The 22,009-nt window shown below is 70.1% G+C and carries 22 protein-coding genes, 1 tRNA gene and 1 pseudogene; 11 read left to right on the top strand and 13 right to left on the bottom strand.

Translation table 11 applies throughout. The features are described from left to right. Positions 1-27 precede the first annotated feature (27 nt). A complete protein-coding gene (locus CP970_RS23595) occupies positions 28-711 on the top strand; it encodes a rhomboid-like protein (RefSeq protein WP_055547530.1) in 684 nt (227 codons plus the stop codon). On the opposite strand, the gene CP970_RS23590 is transcribed toward CP970_RS23595, so the two are convergent. Then, on the bottom strand, positions 689-1,405 hold the full coding sequence (locus CP970_RS23590; protein WP_150493850.1) for a DsbA family protein: 717 nt from the start codon (positions 1,403-1,405) through the stop codon (positions 689-691). The genes CP970_RS23595 and CP970_RS23590 overlap by 23 nt on opposite strands. Before the next feature lie 141 nt (positions 1,406-1,546). Between CP970_RS23590 and CP970_RS23585 the strand changes: the two genes are divergently transcribed. From CP970_RS23585 to CP970_RS23570, 4 genes are all read left to right on the top strand, one after another. Continuing rightward, a complete protein-coding gene (locus CP970_RS23585; RefSeq protein WP_055548327.1) occupies positions 1,547-2,977 on the top strand; it encodes an NAD(P)/FAD-dependent oxidoreductase in 1,431 nt (476 codons plus the stop codon). A 174-nt stretch (positions 2,978-3,151) separates the two neighbouring features. After that, positions 3,152-3,577: a nuclear transport factor 2 family protein gene (locus CP970_RS23580; protein ID WP_055548326.1), complete on the top strand. Its 426-nt coding sequence runs from the start codon at positions 3,152-3,154 to the stop codon at positions 3,575-3,577. Then, positions 3,574-4,416, top strand: coding sequence for an NmrA family NAD(P)-binding protein (locus CP970_RS23575; protein WP_055548324.1), 843 nt, complete (start codon positions 3,574-3,576; stop codon positions 4,414-4,416). The genes CP970_RS23580 and CP970_RS23575 overlap by 4 nt, the downstream gene beginning before the upstream one ends. Continuing rightward, the gene (locus tag CP970_RS23570; RefSeq protein ID WP_055548322.1) at positions 4,413-5,003 is read left to right on the top strand and encodes a TetR/AcrR family transcriptional regulator; all 591 of its coding nucleotides are present in this window, start codon (positions 4,413-4,415) and stop codon (positions 5,001-5,003) included. The genes CP970_RS23575 and CP970_RS23570 overlap by 4 nt, the downstream gene beginning before the upstream one ends. Positions 5,004-5,051: 48 nt before the next feature. Here CP970_RS23570 and CP970_RS23565 read toward each other — a convergent pair. Continuing rightward, positions 5,052-5,125 (bottom strand) — tRNA-Thr (locus CP970_RS23565). 214 nt (positions 5,126-5,339) lie between these two features. On the opposite strand from CP970_RS23565, the gene CP970_RS23560 reads away from it, so the two are divergent. The 3 genes from CP970_RS23560 to CP970_RS23550 all read left to right on the top strand — a co-directional run bounded on the left by CP970_RS23560 (position 5,340) and on the right by CP970_RS23550 (position 7,945). Further along, positions 5,340-6,476 carry an ABC transporter ATP-binding protein gene (locus CP970_RS23560; protein ID WP_055548331.1) on the top strand — a complete coding sequence of 379 codons (1,137 nt, stop codon included), beginning with the start codon at positions 5,340-5,342 and terminating at the stop codon, positions 6,474-6,476. Between the two features lie 224 nt (positions 6,477-6,700). After that, entirely contained in the window at positions 6,701-7,156 is a 456-nt protein-coding gene (locus CP970_RS23555; RefSeq protein ID WP_055548321.1) for a hypothetical protein, read from the top strand. Positions 7,157-7,222: 66 nt separating this feature from the next. Beyond that, positions 7,223-7,945: a nucleotidyltransferase family protein gene (locus CP970_RS23550; protein ID WP_055548320.1), complete on the top strand. Its 723-nt coding sequence runs from the start codon at positions 7,223-7,225 to the stop codon at positions 7,943-7,945. Positions 7,946-8,038: 93 nt separating this feature from the next. Here the strand turns inward: CP970_RS23550 and CP970_RS23545 are convergent, their stop codons facing one another. The 7 genes from CP970_RS23545 to CP970_RS23510 all read right to left on the bottom strand — a co-directional run bounded on the left by CP970_RS23545 (position 8,039) and on the right by CP970_RS23510 (position 14,889). Then, positions 8,039-9,700 carry a DoxX family protein gene (locus CP970_RS23545; protein WP_079043559.1) on the bottom strand — a complete coding sequence of 554 codons (1,662 nt, stop codon included), beginning with the start codon at positions 9,698-9,700 and terminating at the stop codon, positions 8,039-8,041. A 103-nt stretch (positions 9,701-9,803) separates the two neighbouring features. Further along, on the bottom strand, positions 9,804-10,760 hold the full coding sequence (gene rlmB / locus CP970_RS23540; RefSeq protein ID WP_055548317.1) for a 23S rRNA (guanosine(2251)-2'-O)-methyltransferase RlmB: 957 nt from the start codon (positions 10,758-10,760) through the stop codon (positions 9,804-9,806). Between the two features lie 107 nt (positions 10,761-10,867). Further along, positions 10,868-12,286 carry a cysteine--tRNA ligase gene (gene cysS / locus CP970_RS23535; RefSeq protein WP_055548330.1) on the bottom strand — a complete coding sequence of 473 codons (1,419 nt, stop codon included), beginning with the start codon at positions 12,284-12,286 and terminating at the stop codon, positions 10,868-10,870. A 79-nt stretch (positions 12,287-12,365) separates the two neighbouring features. Then, a complete protein-coding gene (locus tag CP970_RS23530; protein ID WP_055548329.1) occupies positions 12,366-12,770 on the bottom strand; it encodes a PPOX class F420-dependent oxidoreductase in 405 nt (134 codons plus the stop codon). A gap of 78 nt (positions 12,771-12,848) precedes the next feature. After that, complete coding sequence (ispF, locus tag CP970_RS23525) at positions 12,849-13,358, bottom strand: 2-C-methyl-D-erythritol 2,4-cyclodiphosphate synthase (RefSeq protein ID WP_055548316.1); 510 nt, start codon at positions 13,356-13,358, stop codon at positions 12,849-12,851. Next, a complete protein-coding gene (gene ispD, locus CP970_RS23520; RefSeq protein ID WP_055548315.1) occupies positions 13,348-14,076 on the bottom strand; it encodes a 2-C-methyl-D-erythritol 4-phosphate cytidylyltransferase in 729 nt (242 codons plus the stop codon). Before ispD ends, ispF begins: the two co-directional genes overlap by 11 nt. A gap of 330 nt (positions 14,077-14,406) precedes the next feature. Further along, complete coding sequence (locus CP970_RS23510; RefSeq protein ID WP_003953493.1) at positions 14,407-14,889, bottom strand: CarD family transcriptional regulator; 483 nt, start codon at positions 14,887-14,889, stop codon at positions 14,407-14,409. Between the two features lie 627 nt (positions 14,890-15,516). Between CP970_RS23510 and CP970_RS23500 the strand changes: the two genes are divergently transcribed. Continuing rightward, positions 15,517-16,287: a copper chaperone PCu(A)C gene (locus CP970_RS23500; RefSeq protein ID WP_055548314.1), complete on the top strand. Its 771-nt coding sequence runs from the start codon at positions 15,517-15,519 to the stop codon at positions 16,285-16,287. 110 nt (positions 16,288-16,397) lie between these two features. Here the strand turns inward: CP970_RS23500 and CP970_RS46220 are convergent. From CP970_RS46220 to CP970_RS23485, 3 genes and pseudogenes are all read right to left on the bottom strand, one after another. Next, positions 16,398-16,469 (bottom strand): annotated as a pseudogene (locus CP970_RS46220) (DNA-binding response regulator); the annotation flags it as partial. A gap of 118 nt (positions 16,470-16,587) precedes the next feature. Further along, positions 16,588-17,268, bottom strand: a complete 681-nt coding sequence (locus CP970_RS23490; protein WP_030682312.1) for a response regulator transcription factor — start codon at positions 17,266-17,268, stop codon at positions 16,588-16,590. Continuing rightward, the gene (locus CP970_RS23485; RefSeq protein ID WP_055548313.1) at positions 17,265-18,524 is read right to left on the bottom strand and encodes a sensor histidine kinase; all 1,260 of its coding nucleotides are present in this window, start codon (positions 18,522-18,524) and stop codon (positions 17,265-17,267) included. Before CP970_RS23485 ends, CP970_RS23490 begins: the two co-directional genes overlap by 4 nt. 273 nt (positions 18,525-18,797) lie before the next feature. Here CP970_RS23485 and phoU point away from each other — a divergent pair, with 273 nt between their 5' ends. After that, complete coding sequence (gene phoU, locus CP970_RS23480; protein ID WP_055548311.1) at positions 18,798-19,478, top strand: phosphate signaling complex protein PhoU; 681 nt, start codon at positions 18,798-18,800, stop codon at positions 19,476-19,478. 96 nt (positions 19,479-19,574) lie between these two features. Here the strand turns inward: phoU and CP970_RS23475 are convergent, their stop codons facing one another. Next, positions 19,575-19,778, bottom strand: a complete 204-nt coding sequence (locus CP970_RS23475; protein WP_055548310.1) for a hypothetical protein — start codon at positions 19,776-19,778, stop codon at positions 19,575-19,577. Between the two features lie 189 nt (positions 19,779-19,967). On the opposite strand from CP970_RS23475, the gene CP970_RS23470 reads away from it, so the two are divergent. Further along, positions 19,968-21,956 (top strand): WD40 repeat domain-containing protein, encoded by a 1,989-nt coding sequence (locus tag CP970_RS23470; protein ID WP_055548309.1) that lies wholly within the window; start codon positions 19,968-19,970, stop codon positions 21,954-21,956. Positions 21,957-22,009: the final 53 nt, after the last annotated feature.

Raw genomic sequence — 22,009 nt, 5'->3', positions numbered from 1 at the left:
ACCCTAGCGGCGTGCGTGAATCACCGCATGCGTATTTTCCGGGAGGCGGCCCCCGGCGCCCGCACGGCCGCCACCGCCGTCACGTCGTACGTCCGCGGCGCCCCGGGGACGTACCTCTGGCTGGCCGCCCTCTTCCTCACGACCGTCGCGATGCACGGCATGTCGCCGGAGTTCGAGGACGAGTTCCTGCGCCAGCGCTCCACGAACATCCACGAGCTGACCCGCAACCCGGTGCGGGTGCTGATCTCCAGCGCGTTCTGGATCGACGGGAGCAGCTGGCTGCCGTACGCGGTGCTGTACTCGGTCTTCCACGCGAGTGCCGAGCGCTGGCTCGGCACCTGGCGCTGGCTCGCGGTGGCCGCGCTGTCGCACGTCCTCGCCACGCTCATCAGCGAGGGCGTCCTCGCGCTCGCGATCCGCCACGGGGCGGCCCCGCAGTCGGCGGTCAACACCCTTGACGTGGGCGTGAGTTACGCGCTCGCTGGCGTGGTCGCCGTCCTCGTGTACCGGGTTCCGACACCCTGGCGGTACGGGTATCTCCTCGGCGTCGTCGCGGTGTACGGCGCCCCGCTGATCACCGGCAGGACCTTCACCGACCTGGGCCACTTCACCTCGGTCCTGATCGGCCTTGCCTGCTACCCGCTGACGCGGGGCGCCGCACGAACTCCCGGGTCTCCCCGGTGGAAGTTCAGGAAATCCCCGCCGCCTTGAGCTCCTTGGCGAACGCGGCCTGGTCGTACATCGCCTCGCCCGACGGCTTCTTCCCGTCGATGAAGACGGTCGGCGTGCCCTCCATGCCGTCGTCGGTGAAGGCCTTCATCGCCTCGCCGACCCACTTCTCGTACGTCCCCTTGTTCACCGCCTTGTCGAAGGCGGCGCCCCGCAGGCCCTTGACCTTGTCGGCGACCTTCAGCAGGTAGGCGGGGGTGTAGACGTCGTCCGTCTCCACCTTCGCCTGGGCGGCGAAGACCTCGGCGTGGTACTGCGGGAACTTGCCCGCGTCCACCGAAGCGCGCAGCGCGTTGGCCGCGTTCACCGAGCCGCTGCCGCCGAGGTTCTTGTCGAGGAACGAGGCGATCGTGTACTCAAGCTTGACCTTGCCGTCGGCCACCGGCTTCACCAGTGCCCGCGCCCCGGTCTCCTCGAACTTCTTGCAGATCGGGCAGCGCGGGTCCTCGTACAGCTTGACCGTATGCTTGGCCTTCGGATCGCCGACCGTGATCACACCGCCCTTGACGGAGGCGGGCACACCCGCGAGCGCGTCGCTGTCCGGCTTGGGGGCGGGCTTCTCCGCGACCTTGCCGCCGCCCTTGTCCTCGTCGGGACCACACGCGGACACGGCCACCCCGATCAGCGCCACCGCTGCCACCGCCGCGGCAACGCGCCCGGCCTTGTGTACGGCCATGAGTTGAGCCCTCCAGGATTCGACACGTAACGCTCAAAGTATCCGAATCTATCCCGAGCCCCGACCGCCGAACGACCCGCCCCGAGGGACCAAGGCCCCGCCCCCTGCCCACGGCCCCCACCTGCGCAGTAACGTCCGCCCATGAGCAGCGCGAACAACGCGGACACCACGCGACACGGGACCGGCACGGTCAACGGCGGCATATCGTTCTGGTACGCCGACGACGGCACCCCCGCACCCCGCGAACCCCTGACCGGCGACGCCACGGCAGACGTCTGCATCGTCGGCGGCGGCTACACGGGCCTGTGGACCGCGTACTACCTGAAGAAGGCCGCGCCCTTCCTCCGCATCACCGTCCTGGAGCAGAAGTTCTGCGGCTACGGCGCGTCGGGGCGCAACGGCGGCTGGCTCTACAACGGCATCGCGGGCCGCGACCGCTACGCGAAACTGCACGGCCACGAGGCGGCCGTCCGCCTCCAGGAGGCCATGAACGACACGGTCACCGAGGTGATCGAGGCGGCGCGGGCAGAGAGCATCGAGGCGGACATCCACCACGGCGGCGTACTCGAAGTCGCCTACACACCCGCCCAGTTGACGCGTCTGAAGGACTTCCACGCGACGGAACTCTCGTACGGCGAGAAGGACCGCACCCTGCACGGCGCCCGCGAGACCGCCGAACGTGTCCGGGTCTCCGGAGCCGTCGGCTCCAGCTGGACCCCGCACGGCGCGCGCCTGCACCCGGTGAAGCTGGTCAAGGGCCTCGCGGACGCCGTGGAGTCGCTCGGCGTCACGATCCACGAGTCGACGCCGGTCACGGAGATCAAGCCGAAGCACGCGATCACTCCGTACGGCACGGTCCGCGCCCCCTACGTACTGCGCTGCACGGAGGGCTTCACCGCCTCCCTCAAGGGCCAGCGCCGCACCTGGCTCCCGATGAACTCCTCCATGATCGCGACGGAGCCGCTGACGTCCGCCCAGTGGGAGTCGATCGGCTGGGAGGGCCGCGAGACCCTCGGCGACATGGCCCACGCGTACATGTACGCCCAGCGCACCGCGGACGGCCGCATCGCGCTCGGCGGGCGCGGCGTCCCCTACCGCTACGGCTCGAAGACCGACAACGACGGCCGCACGCAGCCCGCCACGATCGAGGCCCTGCACGCCATCCTGACCCGCTTCTTCCCCCAGCTCGCGGGCGTGCGGACCGCGCACGCCTGGTCCGGCGTCCTCGGCGTCCCGCGCGACTGGTGCGCCACGGTCACCCTGGACCGCGCCACGGGCCTGGGCTGGGCGGGCGGCTACGTCGGCTCGGGCGTGGCCACCGCCAACCTCGCCGCCCGCACCCTGCGCGACCTGGTCCAGCAGGACTCGGGCCAGGCGGGCCCCACGGACCTCACCGCCCTCCCCTGGGTCAACCACAAGGTCCGCAAATGGGAACCGGAACCCTTCCGCTGGCTCGGCGTCCACGGCATGTACGCCACGTACTACGCGGCCGACCGCCGCGAACTCACCACGCACACCGCGCAGTCGTCGCGGCTTGCCCGGGTGGCGGACAGGGTGGCGGGGCGTATGTAGGGACGGGGGCCTTGTAGGGATGGGGCCCTTGTTAATCGGACCGGCGGTCCGTATGCTCCGAAGCATGCGGACTGTCGGTCCGTTTTTCGTCCCGGCGCCCAGCCGTGCCGCGTGACCACATCCCGCGGGGCCTGGATCGCCGTGACTTCGAGCAGAACGGAAGCAGCCCCGATCATGACAACACCTACGACGGCCGAAGAGCTGTACCGCCACGGTCTGCGACTGCTGCTGGAGAAGGACATTCCCGCCTGGGTGGAGTTGTGGGACGACGACGGCGTCCTCCAGTTCCCCTTCGCCCCCGAAGGCTGGCCCTCGCGCCTCGAAGGCAAGGCCGCGGTCGGCGACTACATGCGCCACTATCCCGACCACATCGACCTGCACGACTTCCCCGACGTGACGACCCACCAGACGACCGACCCCGAGACGATCGTGGTGGAGATGCGCGGGGTCGGCCGCCTGGTGGAAACCGACAGCCCCCTCGACATGACCTACATCGCCGTGGTCACGGTCAAGGACGGGCTCATCACCTCCTACCGCGACTACTGGAACCCCCTCGCCGTGTCCGAGCCCGGTGCCGACTTCGTAGGAGCGAACCGATGAACACCACCCCCAGCGCCACCCTGGTCATCGGGGCCACCGGCACCACCGGCCGCCGGGTCACCGCCGGTTTGATCGAGAAGGGCCACCGGGTCAAGGCAGCTGGCCGGAGCGCCACCCCGGTGGCGGGCGCGCAGGCCGTCCGCTTCGACTGGAACGAGCCCGCGACCTGGGACGAGGCGCTGCCCGGCGTCGACCGCGCCTACCTCGTCCCGCCCATCGGCTCCTCCGACCCGGCCGCGGTCATGCTGCCTTTCCTGCGCAAGGCCCGTGCCGCGGGCCTGCGCCGCGCGGTGCTGCTCAGCTCATCGGCGATCCCCTCCGGCGGTCCCGCGGTGGGCCGGGTCCACGAGGAGCTGCCCGGCCTGTTCGAGGAGTGGGCGGTGCTGCGGCCCTCCTGGTTCATGCAGAACTTCACCGGCGCCGCCCCCCACGCGCGCAGCATCCGCGAGGACGGCGCCATCCTGACGGCTTCGGGGGACGGCCGCGTCGGATTCATCGACGCCGAGGACATCGCCGCCGTCGCCGTACGCGCCCTGACCGACGAGAAGGCCCCCAACACCGACCTGATCCTGACCGGCCCGCAGACACTCGACTACGACGACGTCGCGGCGATCATCTCCGAGGCCACAGGCCGGTCCGTCGTGCACGAGCACCTGACCTTCGAGGAACTGCGCGACCGCTGGGCCGCCGAGATCCCGCTCGAATTCGCCACCATGCTGGCCGACATGGACCGCGCCATCGCGGGCGGAGCCGAGGACCGCACCACGGACACCGTCGAGGACCTCACCGGCCGCCCCCCGGGCACGCTCCGCGCCTTCGTCGAACGGGAGATCAAATGAAACAGCGAGCGGAACGCGCGGACGCCGTGCGCAACCGAGAAGCCGTCCTGGCCGCCGCCGACGCCCTCTTCGCCGCCAGCACCAGCCCCACGAGCGTGTCGATGGACGACATCGCCGCGGCCGCCGGCGTGGGCAAGGGCACGCTCTTCCGCCGCTTCGGCGACCGTGCGGGCCTGATCGGCGCCGTGATCGCCTCCCGCCTCGAACCCCTGCGGCTCGCCGTACGAGAAGCACAGGACGCGCCAGGGTCCACACCCCGACAGCGGGTGAAGGACCTCCTCGACGCCTCACTGCGCTTCAAGATCGAGAACCGCAACCTGATGTCGGCGGCGGAGGACGCCGGCCTCAGCAGCCCCTACCAGGCCGAGCACTACGGCTCGTGGCACGCACTCCTGCGCGAGGCACTGGACCAAATCCCCGAGGTCCACGACCCGGATTTCACCGCCCACGCACTGCTGGCCACCATCCGCGCCGACCTGATCGCCCACCTGATCGACAACCAGAAGACGCCACCCGAAGCCCTGCGCTCCGCACTGGCGTCCCACCTCGACAACGTCCTGGGCAACGGCTCGGGCCCGCCCCGCTGAACAAGAAAACCCCAGGCCGGAATCGTTCCGGCCTGGGGTTTCAGCAAGAGCCCCCTGTCGGATTCGAACCGACGACCTACGCATTACAAGTGCGTTGCTCTGGCCATCTGAGCTAAGGAGGCATGCACACGGCGACTCACCGACGTGCCCGAGCAGTGTAACCAACACCGTCCGTGCGGCCGTCGAAAATTTCCTCGAAGGTCGCGGTCCTCCGACTACTGACAGACCGCGGACCTCCGGGGTACCGTCACGAGCAGTTCACCCAGGTGGACTACACCACTCCCTCTCTACAACGGATCGTCCGGCACGTTCCTGCCGGTGAAGGGGGCCCTCACCATGGCCACTGTTACGTTCGACAAGGCGACCCGCATCTACCCGGGTGGCGACAAGCCCGCCGTCGACGGTCTGGACATCGAGATCGAGGACGGCGAATTCCTCGTCCTCGTCGGTCCGTCCGGCTGCGGAAAGTCCACCTCGCTCCGCATGCTCGCGGGGCTCGAGGACGTGAACGCCGGCGCCATCCGCATCGGTGAGCGCGACGTCACGCACCTGCCGCCGAAGGACCGGGACATCGCCATGGTGTTCCAGAACTACGCGCTGTACCCGCACATGACCGTCGCCGACAACATGGGCTTCGCGCTCAAGATCGCCGGGGTCAACAAGGCCGAGATCCGCCAGAAGGTCGAGGACGCGGCGAAGATCCTGGACCTCACCGAGTACCTGGGCCGCAAGCCCAAGGCGCTCTCCGGTGGTCAGCGCCAGCGCGTGGCGATGGGCCGCGCCATCGTGCGTGAGCCGCAGGTCTTCCTCATGGACGAGCCGCTCTCCAACCTCGACGCCAAGCTCCGCGTGAGCACCCGTACGCAGATCGCGTCGCTCCAGCGCCGTCTCGGCATCACCACCGTGTACGTCACCCACGACCAGGTCGAGGCCATGACCATGGGCGACCGCGTGGCCGTGCTCAAGGACGGGCTGCTCCAGCAGGTCGACTCGCCGCGCAACATGTACGACCGCCCGGCGAACCTCTTCGTCGCGGGCTTCATCGGCTCCCCCGCCATGAACCTCGTCGAGGTCCCGATCACCGACGGCGGCGTGAAGTTCGGCAACTCCGTGGTCCCGGTGAACCGCGAGGCCCTCAGCGCCGCCGCCGACCGCGGCGACCGTACGGTCACCGTCGGCGTCCGCCCGGAGCACTTCGACATCGTCGAGCAGAACGGCGCCGCCGCGAAGGCCCTCTCCAAGGAGACCGCGGACGCCCCCGCCGGTCTCGCCGTCTCCGTGAACGTCGTCGAGGAGCTCGGCGCCGACGGCTACGTCTACGGCTCCGCCGAGGTGAACGGCGAGCACAAGGACCTCGTGGTCCGCGTGAACGGCCGCAGCGTCCCGGAGAAGGGCACGCAGCTGCACGTCGTGCCGCGTCCGGGCGAGACCCACGTCTTCTCCACCTCGACGGGCGAGCGCCTCTCCGACTGACGCCAGGGGGAGCCCCCCCCCGCATGAACCCCGTGAGGGCCCGGCACCGCGGTGCCGGGCCCTCACGCATGCGCAGAGCGCTCCCACGTTGTCGACAAATACCCCGGCACACCGGTCATTTCGCCCACCCGCCGTCAACAGCGCGAGAGAGAAACCTTCTTCTCTGTCGCTCGACCGAGTGACTAAATGTCGCCAAATCATCACCTAGCGCTACGCTCACTCGCGTGACGCATTCCGCCAACTACACCCAGAAGCCGCGCCGAGCCCACCGGGGCCCCGCCCGCCGCATCGGCCGCACGCTCGCCCTCGTCCTGCCCGTGATGCTGGTGCTTTCCGGGACCCTCGCGGTCACCAGCGTCAACTGGTCGGGGAATTCCGAGGATTCGATGCTCACCGCATCCGCCGACGACCTCTCCGTACCGGCCAAGTCCCGCGCCCCACAGGACATCCTGCGCGATCGGCTCCTCGTCGAACTCCAGGAGAAGAACCCCGGCGTGGCACTCACCCACCTCCAGCGGGAGGTGAACCGCCATCCGTCGCTCGCCAGGCACTGCATGTCCATCGCGCGCGCCCTCGGCCGCGCCGCCGTGCACGCGTACGGCCCGACCCGCGCCCAGTCGTATGCCCGCCCGGTCTGCGACACGTCCTTCGCGACGGGCGTGGCCCGGACGGCTTCTTGAGGCGTCCGGCGCCGGGGGGCCGGGCCCCGGGACAGTGCCCCGTCACGTCCGCATATCGTGCAGGGCATGACTGCTGACCCGCCCCCCAGGCAAGCCGTGATCCTCGCCGGAGGCCAAGGCTCGCGACTCCGCCCGTACACCGACGACCGGCCCAAGCCGATGGTCGAGATCCCCGGCACGGGGACCCCGATCATCGGCCATCAGCTCGCCTGGCTCGCCGAGGAGGGCGTGACCGACGCCGTCGTCTCCTGCGGCCATCTCGCCGAGGTCCTCAAGGACTGGCTGGACTCGGCGGATCTGCCGCTCAACGTCACCACGGTCGTCGAGAAGGAACCGCTCGGCCGCGGCGGCGGCCTCAAGTACGCCGCCCGCCACCTCCCGCACGCGGACCGCCCCTGGTACGCGACGAACGGTGACATCTGGACCCGCTTCTCGCTGCGCGACATGGCGGCCTTCCACGCCGAGCGCGACGCCACCGCGACCCTCGCCCTGGCCCGCCCCCGCATCCCGTGGGGCGCCGTCGAGACGGACGCGTTCGGCCACATCACGGACTTCATCGAGGCCCCGCCGTCCCCGTACCTCATCAACGCGGGCGTCTACGTCTTCTCCTCGTCCTTCACCGCGCTCCTGCCCGACCTCGGCGACCACGAGCGCACCACGTTCCCGCGCCTGGCCCGTGAGAAGCGCCTGGCGGGCTTCCCGCTGCCGCAGGGCGCGTACTGGCGCGCCATCGACACCGCGAAGGACCTCACCGAGGCCGCCAAGGAGCTTGCCGCGCAACGCCGTTGAGGAGCTGAGGCGGCAACCGCCGCGTACGTACGGGAGAGGGGCCACGCACACCGAGTGTGCGTGGCCCCTCTCCCGTAGACCGGCAACGCCGTCTCAGTGGCCGAGAACGCCCCCCAGAAGCCCCGGCTTCTCCCCGCCCGAGCCGCCGGTACCCCCGGAGCCTCCCGAGCCGCTGGAGCCGCCTGAGCCGCCCGTGGTGCCGCCACCGCCGCTGGACGTCGGTCCCGCGCTCGTGGTCGGCTGCTGTTGCTGCGTCGCCGACTGCTGCGGCGGGGCCTGGCCCGCCGTGCTGCCCTGCGTCTGGCTGGGCCGCTGCTGCGAGCCGACGGTGCCCGTCTCACGGGCCGTGCCGGGCGACGTGGCGCCCTGCGTGGGGCTCGCGGAGCTGCCCTGGCCCTGCGTCGGGGAGCCCGTCGACTGCGTGGGGCTCTGCGACTGGCGCCGGTGCTTCTTCGCGGGGTCGCCGGGGAGCGGGGAGCCCTCCACCTCGTTGCGCGGGGCCTCGCCGGGTCCCGGCACCGTCACGCGGTCCGCGTCCCGTACCGCGCCGCCGAGCAGCGAGCCGATCAGCAGCGTGAGGCCGACCACGACCGCCCCGACCAGGCCGCCGCGGCGCAGCACGCGCCGCCGCAGCTCCCAGATCGCGGCCCGGGGGCCGAGCGTGCGCCAGGCTTCGCCCGCGAGGCGTCCGTCGACGGAGTACACGGGCGCGCCCGCGATGATCAGCGGCGACCAGGCGGCCAGATAGATGATGTCCGGCGCGTCGTAGGCGGGCACGGTCTTCCAGCTCACCGTGACGATGAGCGCGGCGGAGAGCAGCACGCCGATGGAGGCGGCAAGACGCTGCCAGAGCCCGAGCACCGTGAGTACGCCGACGATGACCTGGAAGAAGGCGATGCAGAGTCCGGCGCCCACCGGATGTTGGAGGGCGAAGTCGCGCAGCGGCTCGGCGAGCGCCCAGGGGTGCAGCGAGTTGAGCCACTTGACCATGGAGCCGCGCTCGCCGCCGTCGAAGTAGACGGGGTCGCACAGCTTGCCCATGCCGGCGTAGATGGAGATGAAGCCGAGGAAGACGCGCAGCGGGAGCAGCACGACGCCGAGGTTCATCCGGCGCCCGGGGTAGTAGGCGTGCCGCACGGGGTCGGACCCGTGCCGCTTCACCCGCTCGGCACCTTCGGCGCCCTCTTCGTAGTCGTCGTATTCGTCGTCGTACTCGTCGTCGCCGCCCTGGGCGATCCGCTCGTCGTAGTCGCTGCTCGGCAGCCGCATCTGCGGCAGCAGCCGGGTCTCTGGTTCGGGGCCGCGCGGTCCGGTGACGCCGGGCGTCTCGACGGTGCCAGGGCCTTCGTCGCCGAGTTCGACGCGCGGGATGACCTGGGTGGCGCCGCCGTCGTCGTAGGGCCCGGCCTGCTGGGCCGAATGGCGTACGCCCGTGCCGCGCACGGCCTGCAGCAGTCCGGTCGCTCCCGGGTCGCCGGGCTCGGACTTCCCGCTCCATACGACGGGTGCGCGACGCTTGGTGGCGCCGCCCACGACCGGGATGCGCACCGTCTGGTCGGAAGTGCCCAAGTGGCGTGAGATACGCGGGGATTGAGTGCGCCCAGCGGCGGGGAGCTGCACGCGGAAACTCGCGTGATTGACGATGACCTGCGCCGGGTCGCTCGGCACCTTCACCATGCTCAGCGCGGGAGCTTCGTCGAAGCCTGACGAGCTTCCCCCCGTGGGTGTGCGGGGTGTTCTGGTGTCCACACTCATCTAACCGAGTGATGTGTGTTTAGGACACTGCCTTGACCATGTGGAAATGTCCGGGCCGCGTCAAGAGATCAACGCGACCCGGACACCTGTACGCCTGGACGTGCTACGCGCGGCGCCTGGACGCCTCGTACAGCACGATGCCCGCGGCGACGCCCGCGTTGAGCGACTCGGCGCCGCCCGGCATCGGGATCCGCACCCGGTAGTCGCAGGTCTCGCCGACGAGCCGGGAGAGGCCCTTGCCCTCGCTGCCGACGACGATGACGACGGGGCCGCTCAGCGCCGGCAGGTCGCCGACCTCGTGCTCGCCGTCCGCCGCGAGGCCGACGACGGCGACGCCCGCCTTCTTGTACGCCTCCAGGGCGCGGGTCAGGTTCGTGCAGCGCGCGACCGGCGTCCGCGCGGCCGTACCGGCGGAGGACTTCCACGCACCGGCCGTCATACCGGCGGCGCGCCGCTCGGGCACGACCACGCCGTGCCCGCCGAAGGCGGAGACGGAGCGGACGACCGCGCCGAGGTTGCGCGGGTCGGTGACGCCGTCGAGCGCGACGATCAGCGGGTCCTTGCCCTCGTCGTACGCGGCGGCGGCGAGGTCCTCGGGGTGCGCGTACTCGTACGGCGGGACCTGGAGGACGAGCCCCTGGTGGTTGAGGCCGTTCGTCATGCGGTCCAGCTCGGGCCGCGGCGCCTCCATCAGGTGGATGCCGCCGCGCTCGGCCGCGAGCTGCAGCGCCTCGCGGACCCGCTCGTCGTTGTCGATGAACTGCTGGACGTAGAGCGTGGAGGCGGGCACGCCGTCGCGCAGCGCCTCGAAGACCGGGTTGCGGCCGACGACCATCTCGGAGGACGCCTTGCCGCCGCGCCCCTTCGGCGCGGGGCGGCGGCCGCCCGGAGCGCCGGCGGCCTTCTTGGCCTTGGCGTTGGCGACGCGGTTCTTCACGTGCCCCTTGCGCGCCTCGGCGGGCGGCGTCGGACCCTTGCCCTCAAGGCCGCGGCGCCGATTGCCGCCGCTGCCGACCTGCGCGCCCTTCTTGCCGGACATGCGGCGGTTGTTAGCGGCCATGACCTACCTGTCTGTTGTGATGCGTGTGCGCGCACATGCGTACGCGCACGAGGTGTACGTCTATGAAGTGTGCCGCCCGGAGCGCCGGGCGGCACATCAGCGGGTGCCTAGCGGGGGCCGAGCGTCCAGCGCGGTCCGCTCGGGCTGTCCTCGATGACCAGGCCCGACTGGTTGAGCGAGTCACGGATGGCGTCGGCGGTGCCCCAGTCCTTGCGGACGCGGGCGGCCTCGCGCTGGTCGAGGACCAGGCGGACGAGGGTGTCCACGACGCCGTGCATGCTGTTAATGGACCCAGTTTCGCCGCGGTCACTCTCGCCACCGGCCCAGTGCTCGTCGAGCGGGTCGAGGCCGAGCACGGCCAGCATGGCCCGCACCTCGGCGAGCCGCGCCACCGCGGCTTCCTTGTCGTCGGCGGCCAGGGCGGAGTTCCCCTGCCGGACCGTGGTGTGCACGATGGCGAGCGCCTGCGGGACGCCCATGTCGTCGTCCATGGCCTCGGCGAACGCGGGCGGCACCTCGGCCGCGGCGTCGACGACGCCCCCGGCCTTCTCCACCACGCGCTGCACGAAGCCCTCGATGCGGGCGAACGCGGACTCCGCCTCGCGCAGGGCCTCCGGGCTGTACTCGATCATCGAGCGGTAGTGCGGGGTGCCCAGGTAGTAGCGGAGCACGATCGGGCGCCACTGCTTGACCATCTCGCTCACGAGCACCGAGTTCCCGAGGGACTTCGACATCTTCTCGCCGCTCATGGTGACCCAGCCGTTGTGCACCCAGTACCGCGCGAAGGTGTCGCCGAAGGCCTTGGCCTGGGCGATCTCGTTCTCGTGGTGCGGGAAGATCAGGTCGATCCCGCCGCCGTGGATGTCGAACTCGGTGCCCAGGTACTTGTGGGCCATCGCCGAGCACTCCAGGTGCCAGCCCGGACGGCCGCGGCCCCAGGGGGTCTCCCAGCTGGGCTCCCCCTCCTTGGCGGCCTTCCACATCGCGAAGTCGCGGGGGTCGCGCTTGCCGGTCTCGCCCTCGCCGGAGGGCTGGCGCAGGTCGTCGAGGTCCTGGTTGGAGAGCTCCAGGTAGCCGGGGAAGGAGCGCACGTCGAAGTACACGTTCCCCTCGGCCTCGTAGGCGTGGCCGCGCTCGATGAGGCCGCGCATCATCTCGACCATCTCGGTGATGTGTCCGGTGGCGCGCGGCTCGTAGCTGGGCGGGAGGCAGCCGAGCGCGTCGTACCCGTTGTTGAAGGCGCGCTCGTTCTCGTACCCGATCGACCACCAGGGGCGGTCCTGCTCCGCCGACTTCTTGATGATCTTGTCGTCGATGTCGGTCACGTTGCGGACGAACGTCACGTCGTAGCCGCGGTAGGCGAACCAGCGGCGCATGATGTCGAAGTTCAGTCCCGAACGGATGTGCCCGATGTGCGGGGCCGCCTGCACGGTGGCACCACACAGGTAGATCGAGACACAGCCGTCGTTGAGGGGGCTGAAGTCACGGATCTGCCGGGCGCTGGTGTCGTACAGGCGAATCGTCACCACACCAGAGTAGTAGGCGCAGGACAGTGCCCCGCGACCCCTTGGGCCACAGGGCACGGAACTGTGACGTTGCGGCGCCTCAGATGCCGCCGACGACCTTGCGCGCGGTTACCCGGACGACGACCCGCTGGTTGTCGTCCTTGGAGGCCGGGTTGAAGTCCGCGTAGTCCTTGCCGGTGTACTTGCGCGACAGCTCGTCGATGAGCTCCTGCCCGCCCTCGGTGGTCAGCTCCGCGGTGCCCCGGATCTCCGCGTACGTGTACGGGGCGTCGAAGGGCTGGAACAGCACTGTCACGCGCGGGTCGCGCCGCAGGTTCTTCTCCTTGCGGCGGCCGATCGTCGTCGAGAACAGCAGGTCGTCGCCGTCCCGCTGGACCCAGACCGGTGACACCTGGGGGCTGCCGTCGGGCTGGATGGTGGCGACTGAGACGAAGACCGGGGTGTCGAGCAGCGCTTTGAGATCGTCGGACAGTGCGGCGGACATGAACATCACTCCTTCGTAGGCAGCTGGCTGTACGAGGCATACGCCCGCACGAGGCATACGACTACCCCGATTCCGGCCTCACGACGACGTGCGTACGACCAACGCGGTGGCGATCGCGGCGAGCCCGTCGCCCCTGCCGGGGAAGCCGAGGCCGTCGGTGGTGGCTCCGGAGACGGCGACCGGCGCTCCCGCGGCCTCGGAGAGCACCTTCTGCGCCTCGTCGCGGCGCTTGCCGATCTTCGGGCGGTCGCCGACGACCTGCACGGCGACGTTGCCGATGGTGAATCCGGCCTCGCGCACGATCCGGGCGGCCTCGGCGAGGAGAGTCAGCCCCGAGGCACCGGACCACTCGGGGCGGCCCGTGCCGAAGTGCGCGCCGAGGTCGCCGAGGCCCGCGGCGGAGAACAGCGCGTTGCAGGCGGCGTGCGCGACGACGTCGGCGTCCGAGTGCCCGGCGAGTCCGGGCCCCTCGCCCTCCCACTTCAGGCCCGCGCACCACAGCTCGCGGCCCTCTTCGAAGGCGTGGATGTCGGTGCCGATGCCGACCTGCGGCAGCACGACCGGGGGGGTGGGTGTCTCAGAAGCCATCGTTGGCCCTCCTGCGCGCGAGCACGGCTTCGGCGAGTACGAGGTCGAGGGGGCGCGTCACCTTGAACGCCTCCTCGTGTCCGGGCACCACGACGACCGGCTCGCCGAGCTGCTCGACCATGCTCGCGTCGTCGGTGACGTTCTCGGTGACGCTCTCGTGGGCGCGCACGAGGAGCGCGCGGTCGAAGCCCTGCGGGGTCTGTACGGCGCGCAGCCTGGCCCGCTCGGGCGTGGCCACGACGGGCTCGGGCAGCCCCGCCTCGCGCGGCTCGACCTGCTTGACGGTGTCGGCCAGCGGCAGTGCGGGGACGACGGCCCCCGCTCCGTCGCGGACGGCCTCGATGACGCCGTCGACCGTGTCGACGGGCACCAGCGGGCGGGCGGCATCGTGCACCAGGACGATGTCGATGCCGTCGGGCAGCGCGTCAAGACCGGCCCGCACGGACTCCTGGCGGCTGTCTCCGCCGGGCACGACGAGGAAGTCGGTGCGCTCGGGCAGCGCGTGGTCGTCGAGGAGGGTCTTCACCTCGGGGGCGCCGTCCGGCGGTGCCACCACGACGACGAGGGAGACGGCGCGGGACTCCGCCATGGCGCGCACGGCGTGGATGAGCATCGGGGTGCCGTTCAGCGCACGGAGCGCTTTGGGGGCGCCAGGGCCGAGGCGCACGCCCCGTCCTGCCGCGGGAATGACCACCGCGGTGCGGGATTCGCTAGACATCGGTTCCGTTCAGGTTTGTGTGCTCGGCCGACATGGGTATGGCCACACCGTGCCGGGCGGAACGCCTTGACCGGACCCTTCCGTGACATCTGGTCGAGCCATCGCCTGAGCCCGGCACACCAACACGGCCCCCCTGGGGGCCGCTCACATGCCTGCCTGGGTGTACGAGAAAAATCGGTGTACGGGAACATCCGTGTACGAGAACATCCTGGTGCGGTATGCCTGGGTACGAACATGCCGCAGCGCCCGGCGACTCCGTAAAGGGTCAGCGGGCACCGCGGCATCGTTACGCCAGGTCGGCCGGAGCTTGCGCCTCGGGCCGGCTGCGCGTCAGGACGCGAGAACCTCGTCCAGCAGGGCCTCGGCCTTGTCCTCGTTCGTGTTCTCCGCGAGGGCGAGCTCACTCACCAGGATCTGCCGAGCCTTGGCGAGCATGCGCTTCTCACCTGCGGACAGTCCGCGCTCGCGCTCCCGACGCCACAGGTCACGCACGACTTCCGCGACCTTGATGACATCGCCGGAGGCGAGCTTCTCGAGATTTGCCTTGTAGCGGCGAGACCAGTTCGTGGGCTCTTCGGCGTACGGCGCGCGCAGCACTTCGAAGACCCGGTCCAGTCCATCCTGACCGACCACATCACGCACGCCGACGAACTCCGCATTGTCCGCTGGCACACGTACCGTCAAGTCGCCCTGGGCGACCTTCAGCACCAAGTAGGTCTTGTCCACGCCTTTGATCTGGCGAGTTTCGATGGCCTCGATCAGCGCGGCCCCGTGATGGGGATAGACCACGGTGTCGCCAACCTTGAACGTCATGTGACAGGTACCCCTTCCGTGGCTATCCATCCTAACACGAGAACCGCCTCTTCTGAATGGCGTTTTCGCAGGTCAGGGCATATCTCGGGGCTTGACAACAGCAACAGGAACGTGCTGCGGAGGGGGTGCGGAACCGGGTATTCGCAGGTCGGAGCGGCTCTTCGGGGAGGCGGAAACACACACGTTACGTACCCCTCCAGAGGGCCCCAAGAGGTCGAACGTCCCGGTTTGCCAGGTTCCAAGCGGTGAACTTCCGCTACTCCGTTCGGTCGACGGAGAGGTGTGCGGAACGGCGTCCGGGGCGATTCCGGAATTGATCAAGAAGGCTGCTGATCAATTCTCCGGACCCCCATGCATTCCTTACGGGAAATCCGCAAGGCGGGCCCGAAGAGCTCTTGACGGCGCTTATGTGAATGATGAACAAGGGTTGCCCAGGGTCACCGAAACACTCCCCGTCGGGAAGACATGAGCACGACATGGGCACGACGCCTCGTGACGCAAGGGGCGGGTCGGGTGCGGCGGCACGGGAACGGCTCGGTAACCTAAGCGCGCTGACACACCCTTAGGACGGCTTTACGGCCGTCCACCCCGTCCCGTACCGCCCACGTTCAAGGAGTTGCCGCCGCCGTGAGCCGCAGCCTTCGACGCGGCGCAATCGCCGCTTCCGCCATCGCGTTCTCGCTCGCCTCGCTCGCCGCCTGCGGCGCCGGCAACAACGCGCAGACGATGGAGGTCAAGCCGGACAACGCCGCGACCTCCGTCGGTGACATCAAGATCCAGAACGCCATGGTCATCACGCAGCCGGACCTGAAGTCCAAGGGTCCTGCCGTGGTCTCCGCGACGGTCTTCAACACCGGCAGGACCGCCCAGACCCTGGAATCGATCACGGTCGACGGCACCGACAAGAAGGCCGAGCTCACGCCCGGCAAGGACGACAAGGACTCCAAGCCGAAGGGTCCGCTGACCATCCCGGCCGGCGGCTCCGTCGTCATCGGCGGAAAGAACAACGCCTCCGCCGTCCTGCCGAGCAGCCGTGAGGCCATCAAGGACGGCAACGCGCAGAAGGTCACCTTCTCGTTCAGCAAGACCGGTGACGTGGCGCTCCAGACGTTCGTCGTGCCCGCCGAGAGCTACTTCTCCAAGTGGGGCCCGAGCGAGCTCCCGAAGGCGCCCGACGGCAAGCCGTCCAAGGGCGAGTCCGGGAACCCGTCCGGCAAGGCCTCGGGCAAGCCGTCCGACGGCGCCAGCGCCAACACGTCGGGCGAGGCGGTCGACGAGGCGAACACGAACCCGTCCGGCGACGCCTCCAACGGTGCCGACACGAACCCGTCCGGCGACGCGTCGCACGGCGCGGACACCGGCACCGGCACCGGCACCGGCACCGGCACCCAGCACTGACCCGGCGTACGTACCCGGCACGGCGTACGTACGCGGCAAGAAGGGCGGGACCCCCACCGGGGTCCCGCCCTTCTTCGTGCCGTGCCCGCTGTCGTCGCGGGGCGGGCTGTTTACGGCTCGAACTTGTAGCCGAGGCCGCGGACCGTCACCAGGTAGCGCGGCGCCCCCGGGTCCGGCTCGAGCCTCTTCTTGACGCACCCCTCGCACCGCTTCGCGGGCTTCGGAGTGCTGCGCCGGACTCCGTCCGTCGATCCGGCGCACCCCGCGCGGCATCCCGCACGGGGCAAGGCCACCCGCGGCCTACGGCTCGAACTTGTAGCCCAAGCCCCTCACCGTCACCAGGTAGCGCGGCGCCCCCGGGTCCGGCTCGATCTTGGCGCGCAGGCGCTTGACGTGGACGTCCAGGGTCTTGGTGTCGCCCACGTAGTCGGCGCCCCAGACGCGGTCGATGAGCTGCATGCGGGTCAGCACGCGGCCCGCGTTGCGCAGGAGCATCTCCAGGAGGTCGAACTCCTTGAGCGGCAGGTCGACCTTGGAGCCGGAGACCGTGACCACGTGGCGGTCCACGTCCATGCGGACCGGGCCGGCCTCCAGGGCCTGCGGGGTGACCTCCTCCGGCTCGCCCCTGCGGCGCAGGACGGCGCGGATGCGGGCGACCAGTTCGCGGGACGAGAAGGGCTTGGTGACGTAGTCATCGGCTCCTATCTCCAGGCCGACCACCTTGTCGATCTCGCTGTCCTTGGCGGTGACCATGATCACCGGGACGTTGGAACGGCTGCGCAGCTGGCGGCAGACCTCGGTGCCGGGCAGGCCGGGCAGCATCAGGTCGAGCAGGACGAGGTCGGCGCCGTTGCGCTCGAATTCGTCGAGTCCGTCCGGGCCCGTCGCCGCGATGGCGACTTCGAAGCCCTCCTTGCGGAGCATGTAGGACAGAGCGTCGCTGAAGGATTCCTCGTCCTCGACGACGAGCACTCGGGTCACGGAAGGACCTCCGGGGCAGGAATGGGTTCGTACGTGGTGGTCTCGTCGGACAGGACGCTCTCGTCGTCGAGTGCGCCACCGCCTTGACCTGGTCCGCGGTCGCGGTGCGCGGCTGCCTCTGGCAGCCGCAGGGTGAAGGTGGAGCCCTGACCCTCGGAGCTCCACACGGTGACTTCCCCGCCGTGCGAGGCGGCTACGTGCTTGACGATGGCGAGGCCGAGGCCGGTGCCGCCGGTGGCCCGCGAGCGGGCCGGGTCGACGCGGTAGAAGCGCTCGAAGATGCGCTCCTTGTCCTTGTCGGAGATGCCGATGCCCTGGTCGGTGACCGCCACCTCGATGAGATCGCCGCCGGGTGCGGTGACCCGGCGGGCGGCTATGCCCACGCGGGTGCGGGCGGGGCTGTAGTTCACGGCGTTCTCGACGAGGTTGCCGAGTGCCGCGGCGAGCTGGCCGCGGTTGCCCCAGATCTGCAGGTCAGCGGTGCCTCCCGCCGCCATGGTGATCTGTTTGTGGGACGCCTGGTGCCTGCTGCGGTCGATCGCCTCCGCCACCAGTTCGTCGACCCGTACCGGTTCGGCGTCCTCCAGGGGGTCGTCGTTCTGGACCCGGGAGAGGTCGATCAGCTCCTGTACGAGGCTGGTCAGGCGGGTCGCCTCGATCTGCATGCGGCCCGCGAAGCGCTCGACGGCCTCGGGGTCGTCCGAGGCGTCCATGACCGCTTCGGAGAGGAGCGACAGGGCGCCTACCGGGGTCTTCAGCTCGTGGCTCACGTTCGCGACGAAGTCACGGCGCACCGCCTCGATGCGGCGGGCCTCCGTGAGGTCCTCGACGAGCAGGAGCACGAGCCGGGAGCCGAGCGGCGCCACGCGGGCGGAGACCGCGAGGGCCTCGCCGCGTCCGGTGCCGCGCCGGGGCAGATCGAGCTCGACCTGGCGTATCTCCCCGTCGCGGCGGGTGTCGCGGGCCATCTGCAGCATCGGGTCCACGGCGAGCTTGCCGCCGCGGACCAGGCCGAGCGCGTACGCCGCGGAGCTCGCCTTGACCACGCTGTCCGCCTCGTCGAGGACGACGGCGGAGGAGCGCAGCACGGAGAGGACCGTGTCGACGCCGGGGGGCAGGACCGGGTCCGTGTGCAATGAGGTTCGGGTGGGGCGTTTCTGGTCGCGTTCGCTCCAGCGAAACGCCAGCATGGCGATCACGCCGGTGCACACCCCGGCGATCGCTGCCGCTGCGGCGACCGCCGCGTTCACGTCCATGCCTCCAGGTTATGCGCCAGGTGAGTGCCGGTCACAGCCATACGAGTGCCGCCTCGAACACTCGTCGCCCAGAGTTCACCGAGGGGACGGATCCGGTTCATTTCTTGCGATCGGTCCTGAACCGTCCTGGACGGGACCCTCGCCCCTCGTCGCCCACAGTTCACCTTGATGACAGTGGTGGTTCATTCGGGGTGCCGGAAACGGACGCGTCCGGGCCACACCGTGGGAGCGTAGGGGCCAGCCCCCTGAGACGTACGAGAGAGGGACAGCCACATGCGGGACGCGTACCACGAGGAACTTGACTCGATCGGCGAGGGCCTGGTCGAGATGGCCCGCCTGGTCGGGTCCGCGATCGGGCGCGCCACGACGGCCATGCTCGACGCCGATCTGAAGATGGCCGAGAGCGTGATCGCGGCCGACCAGAAGGTCGACGACCTGCAGCACGACCTGGAGGCCCGTGCGATAGCCCTGCTCGCGCGGCAGCAGCCGGTCGCCACGGATCTGCGCATCGTGGTCACCTCGCTGCGGATGAGCGCCGACCTGGAGCGCTCCGGCGACCTCGCCCAGCACGTCGCCAAGCTGGCCCGGCTGCGCTTCCCCGACTCCGCGGTGCCCCAGGACCTGCACGCCACCATCCTGGAGATGGGCCAGCTCGCCCAGCGCCTGATGGCGAAGGCCGCGGAGGTCATCATCACCAAGGACGTCGACCTCGCGCTCCAGCTGGAGCAGGACGACGACGAGATGGACCAGCTGCACCGCACGCTCTTCCAGCACCTGATCGACGACCGCTGGAAGCACGGCATCGAGACGGCCGTCGACGTCACCCTGCTCGGCCGCTACTACGAGCGCTTCGCGGACCACGCGGTGTCGGTCGCCAAGCGGGTCGTGTACCTGGTCACGGGTGAGCACGCGGACGAGATCCAGCCGACGGGGACGCCGGTGGAGGGGGCGTAGCCCTACACGTCCTCTTCGCGCTCTTCGCGCTCTTCGCGGGTACGTGCCCCGTGCCGCCGGGATGACCGGTGGCACGGGGCACGCGTGCGTCAGCTGTCAGCCGCAGCCGCCGCCGCACTGGCAGCTGCCGCCCGACTGGCAGCCGCAGCTGCAGCCCGGGCCGCAACCGCAGGAGCCGAGCAGGGCGAGCACGGGCAGGGCCTGCGCGCAGGTCGGCTGCTCGGGGACGGGTTGGGGCATGGGGGACACGGCCATGGTCTCCTCCTCGAAGGCGTACTGGCGTACTGCCTGATTGCCCATTGCATGCCCAGGGCGAAGGGGCGCGTCAACGGCGCACGCGCGCGTGGGCGGACCCGGAGTGCCGTGGCGCCCCAGGCGAAACTCCGTTCACGGCCTTCACAGGAATGCCTTAATGTGAGGGCGCTGTAACGGGGGGTTCACGTCCCGGGCGTCCGACCTGGGATCTTCATATGTGGGGGGTCACATATCGTGCGTACGCGCACCATCTCGACCGCGACAGCGCTCGCGGTCCTCTTCAGCTCCGCGGCCCTCGTCGCGATGACGTCGGGTCCGGCCGCCGCCGACTCGGCCAAGCTCCTGAACGTGAAGTCGGCGGGCGACGTGCTGGTGGACGGGGAGCACCAGCGCGTCTACGTCTCCGACCCGAGCGGCGGCAAGATCGTCGTCACCGACTACACGGGCGCCGTCAAGGCGACCCTGGACGGCCTGCCGGACGTCGACGGGCTCGCGCTCTCGCCGGACTCCAGCCAGGTGTACGCGGCGGTCTCCGGGCTCAACAGGATCGTCTCCGTGGAGACGTCCACGTACACGCGGAGCGCGAGCTACGCGCTCGACGGCGCGGAGAAGCCGCGCACCCTCGCGCTCGCGAGCGGCAAGCTGTGGTTCGGCTACGGGCCCTCCGCCGCGGGCGGCATCGGCTCGCTCGACCTCTCCGGGGACGAGCCGGTCGTCGCGCTCGGCCAGGACGGCGACGCGAGCTTCTACGCCGCTCCCGAGCTCGGCTCCGACCCCGATTCGGGGATCCTGGTGGCGGGCGAGAGGGACACCAGCAACGACACCCTGACCGTGTACGACGTGTCGGGCGAGAAGCCGACGACGGTGGTCAGCAAGTCGGTCGAGGGCGGCTCCTTCGACGACATCGCGGTCTCCCCCGACGGCACGCAGGTCGTCACGGCCAGCGGGTCCCCGTACTACCACCCGGTGTACTCCACCAAGGACCTGTCCCCCGTGGGCCGGTACAACTCCGGGGACTACGGCGCGGCCGTGGACATCGCCCCGGACGGCACCGTGGCCGCGGGCACCTCCTCCTGGTACGGGCCCGACGTCCACATCTACAAGCAGGGCCAGTGGTCCAAGGTCCGCGAGTACGAGTTCCCCAACACCGGTCACAGCAGCGGCGGCGACACCCTCGCCGAGGGCGGCCTGGCCTGGGCGCCGGACGGCAGCAAGCTGTTCGCGGTCTCCTCCAACAGCGAGGGCGCCTTCTCGCTGCGGGTCTTCAACGACCCGGCCAAGTCCCTGCCGAAGCTCACGGTGACCGCTCCGGAGAAGGCACCGCGGGCCAAGTCCCTCACCGTCAAGGGCAAGCTCACCGGGGCGGGCATCCCGGCGGGCACCTCCCTGACGGTGACGCGCACCGACGTCGAATCGCCCTCCCCGGGCAAGGCACTGCCCTCGGTGAAGACCAAGGCGGACGGCTCCTTCTCCTTCAAGGACACCCCGCCCGCGGGCGGCAAGGTGACCTACAAGGTCGCGTACGCCGGTGACGCCACGCACGCCGCGACGTCCGCGACGGACGCGGTGGAGGTCTCCCGCTCCGCGACGAAGCTGACCCTGAACAAGAACGGCAACGTCTACTCCTACGGCGCCGACGTCTCCTTCACCGCGCACCTCGGCAGCACGTACAAGAACCGCACGGTCGAGATCTGGGCCGACCCGTACGGCGGCGACAAGCCCAACAAACTCATCAAGAAGGCCAAGGTCAACTCCCGCGGCGACCTGTCGGCGACGGTCGACATGAAGCGGGACACGGTGGTCACGGCCGTCTTCTCCGGAGACGCGCGGTACGCCTCCAAGAAGGCCACGTCCACGGCGTACGCCAAGGTCAAGATCTCCAGCACCGTCTCCCAGCACTACAAGACGGCCAAGATCGGCTCCACGACGTACCACTACTTCCACAAGAACACCGATCCGGTGCTCTCCACGAAGATGACGTACTACAAGGGCCGCAAGCAGCGCTTCGAGGTCCAGGTCTACGGCCCGGACCGCAAGTGGCACTCCACCGGCTCGGAGTACTTCGCGCTCTACGCCGACGGCACCTCGCCGGTCCGCCTCGGCGCCCCCGGCGAATCGGGCATCCGTGCCCGCATCCGCTCGTCGTACGTGAACGGCAGCTCGGGTGACAACGTCAACTCGACGACGCACGGGGCGTGGAAGTACCTCAACTTCACGCGCTGAGCCAGTACGCCGTTCCGGCCCGGGGTGAGCGCTTTGACGCCAACCCCGGGCAA

Source organism: Streptomyces kanamyceticus (assembly GCF_008704495.1).
GTDB lineage: Bacteria > Actinomycetota > Actinomycetes > Streptomycetales > Streptomycetaceae > Streptomyces > Streptomyces kanamyceticus.
The sequence above is the reverse complement of the archived record's forward strand: the minus strand, read 5'-3'. Positions and strand labels throughout refer to the sequence as shown.